The sequence below is a fragment of the Streptomyces sp. LS1784 genome, from assembly GCF_020103755.1.
Taxonomy (GTDB): Bacteria; Actinomycetota; Actinomycetes; order Streptomycetales; family Streptomycetaceae; genus Kitasatospora.
Genome location: NZ_JAHSQD010000850.1, coordinates 1 through 2,504 on the forward strand (window position 1 = coordinate 1; position 2,504 = coordinate 2,504).

Here is a 2,504-nt window from a genome sequence, read left to right on the forward strand (position 1 = left end):
GCCCGCCCCGGCTTCGTACGTATCGGCCGAGCTGCTCAGAAGCCGCCGGTCTGCTCGTCCCGGCGGCGCTGCCAGCGCTGCTCCACCCGGTCCATCATCCCGGCCTTGCGGCGCGGGGCCGCGGCCGGGCGGGCCCCGGCGTTCTGGGCCGCGGGGCCGCGGCGCCAGCCGGTCACGGCGAACACCGCACACCCGAGCATCACCAGGAAGCCCACGACGCTGACCCAGATCTGGTCCGGCACGACCATGCCGCCCATCAGCAGGCCGATGCCCACCACGAAGCCGGCGACGGCCAGGTAGACCCGCCGACGGGTGTAGGTGCGCAGCCCGGTTCCCTCAAGCGCCGACGCGAATTTGGGATCTTCGGCATACAGCGCTCGCTCCATCTGGTCGAGCAGTCGCTGCTCGTGCTCCGAGAGCGGCACGGAGTCCTCCTACTCGTCGGTCGCGGGTGCGACCGGTCCGCCCACCCCGGTCGGGGAGGCAAGTCCAATCAGCCTTGGGGCACACGGTCGGGTCGGACGCCCGTGCGGGGGACCCGGCCCGTGTCGTCCATATGCCCCACGCGTCCGGCTGTCATGCTTTCCGGCTTTACCCAGATCATACGGTCCGTGGGCCCGTTACGGGGTGGTCTGCCCCGCGTGGGACGGGCCACTTCGAGCGGGGACGGCCGCATCCGTGCCAACGCGCCACGCCCCGGACAAGTGCCCGATCGGATGGAATCGTCCCGGACCTGGGAAGGTTTGCGGCCGGGCGGCACGGCACGGCCCGGGCACGGACGGGGAACGGGCAGGCCTCCGGAGCGCGAACCACCGCCGTACGGTGTGCGAAAAAACCGTACGACGGCGGAAGGGTTCGTGAAGGGGCGCGCGGGCCGGGAGGTGCGCCTCAGGCCAGAGTGGCCAGCAGGTGCAGCTGGGTCGCCACGGCGTGGAACTCGGGCTGCGCGGCGGCGGCCTCCTCCAGCTTCAGCAGCGCCTCCAGCGCGCCCGGCTCGGTGTCCACCAGCACGCCGGGGACGAGGTCCGCGAAGACCCGTACGCCGTGCACCGACTCCACCCGCAGGCCCGCGGCCTCGGCCAGTCGGCCCAGCTCCTCCCCGGTGAAGCGGCGCGGCATCGGGTCCTGCTCGCCCCAGCGGCCGTCGGTGGCGGTGAGCACGGTGCGGGCCTCGTTGAAGTGGCCGGCCAGCGCGCGGGCCAGTACGGCGCCGTTGCGGTTGGCCGCCAGCAGGCTGACCAGGCCGCCCTTGCGCAGGGTGCCGGCCAGGCTGCCGAGCGCCTCGGCCGGGTCGTCCACGACCTCCAGCACGCCGTGGCAGAGCACCGCGTCCACGCTGCCCGGGGTGACCAGCTCGGGCAGGGTCTGGGTGTCGCCCTGGACGGCCCGCACCAGGTCCGTCACACCGGCCTCGGCGGCCCGGCGCTCCAGGGCGAACAGGGCGTCCGGGCTCGGGTCGACCACCGTGACGCGGTGGCCGAGCTTGGCGACCGGCACGGCGAAGTTCCCGGTGCCGCCGCCGGTGTCGACCACGTCGAGCACCGGCTGGTCCAGCTCGGCCGCCCGCTTCTCCAGGGCCGCCCGGACCACCTCCCACACCACGGCGGTACGCAGGGCACTGCGGGGACGCGTCGGGTACAAGGCGGAGCTCCTTGGCACGTGCAGTTCGATCAGGATGCCTCCACCTTAGACCGGCCCGGCGGGGAGCCCGCTCACGCCCGGCGGCTCGTCGCCGTCCAGCGGCAGCCGGGGCGGGGGCGGGGCGGCGCGCAGGCCGAGCAGCCGCTCGACCAGGCGCAGGAACAGGGCGGAGTTGCGGATCAGGTCGTCGGCGTCCCGGGCCGAGGCGGCGCCCCTGATCCCGGCCTCGGCGGCGGCCCGGCGGCGGGCGCCGGCCCCGTAGTAGACCGCCCACTCGGCGAGCTCCGGCGCCACCTCGGGCAGCACTTCCCAGGCACTGCGGATCGCCTTGCGGCGGCGCGGGCTCTTCTCCGGGCGGCCGCGCACCGCCAGGACGGCCGCCACCGTGCGCAGTGCGGCCAGGTGGGCGGTGGCGTAGCGCTCCAGCGGGTCCTCCAGGGCGCGGGCCCGGGCGAGGGTGCGGTGGGCGTCGGCGAGCAGGTCGAGGGCGGCCGGCGGCGCGGCGACCCGGCGCAGCACCGGATGGACGTCCGCTGCGGCGGAACGGACGGACGGACCCGGGAGGTGCGGAAGGGCGGCGGAGTGGAGGCGGGCGGTGACGGGCTCAGGACGGCTGATGGTCATGGTCTCCCCCGTTCCGAGGCAGCGCGCGGACCGGGTGGTCCGTGCCCTCCCATCGTGAACGGCGCCACTGACAATCCGGCCGGGCCGGCCGCGACCCCGGAGAGCGGCCGGGGAAGCACGTAGCGGCGGCGGTGCGGTCCTCCCCCGGTCCCGCGCCGCCGCCGTGCCGTCGCTCCGCCCGTCCCCCACGGCCGGCGGTGGCGTACTCCCCCCGTGGCCGGTCTCCCCCCGCCCCGCTC

General features: G+C 75.7%; 3 protein-coding genes. All 3 read right to left on the reverse strand.

All coding sequences use genetic code 11. The annotated features are described in order from the left end of the window. Nucleotides 1–35: 35 nt before the first annotated feature. The 3 genes from KS423_RS43335 to KS423_RS43345 all read right to left on the reverse strand — a co-directional run bounded on the left by KS423_RS43335 (nt 36) and on the right by KS423_RS43345 (nt 2,265). The gene (locus tag KS423_RS43335; protein WP_224285186.1) at nt 36–425 is read right to left on the reverse strand and encodes a DUF3040 domain-containing protein; all 390 of its coding nucleotides are present in this window, start codon (nt 423–425) and stop codon (nt 36–38) included. Between the two features lie 463 nt (nt 426–888). Next, nucleotides 889–1,641 carry a methyltransferase domain-containing protein gene (locus KS423_RS43340; RefSeq protein WP_224285187.1) on the reverse strand — a complete coding sequence of 251 codons (753 nt, stop codon included), beginning with the start codon at nt 1,639–1,641 and terminating at the stop codon, nt 889–891. 45 nt (nt 1,642–1,686) lie between these two features. Next, nucleotides 1,687–2,265, reverse strand: a complete 579-nt coding sequence (locus KS423_RS43345; protein ID WP_224285188.1) for an SAV_6107 family HEPN domain-containing protein — start codon at nt 2,263–2,265, stop codon at nt 1,687–1,689. Nucleotides 2,266–2,504 lie beyond the last annotated feature (239 nt).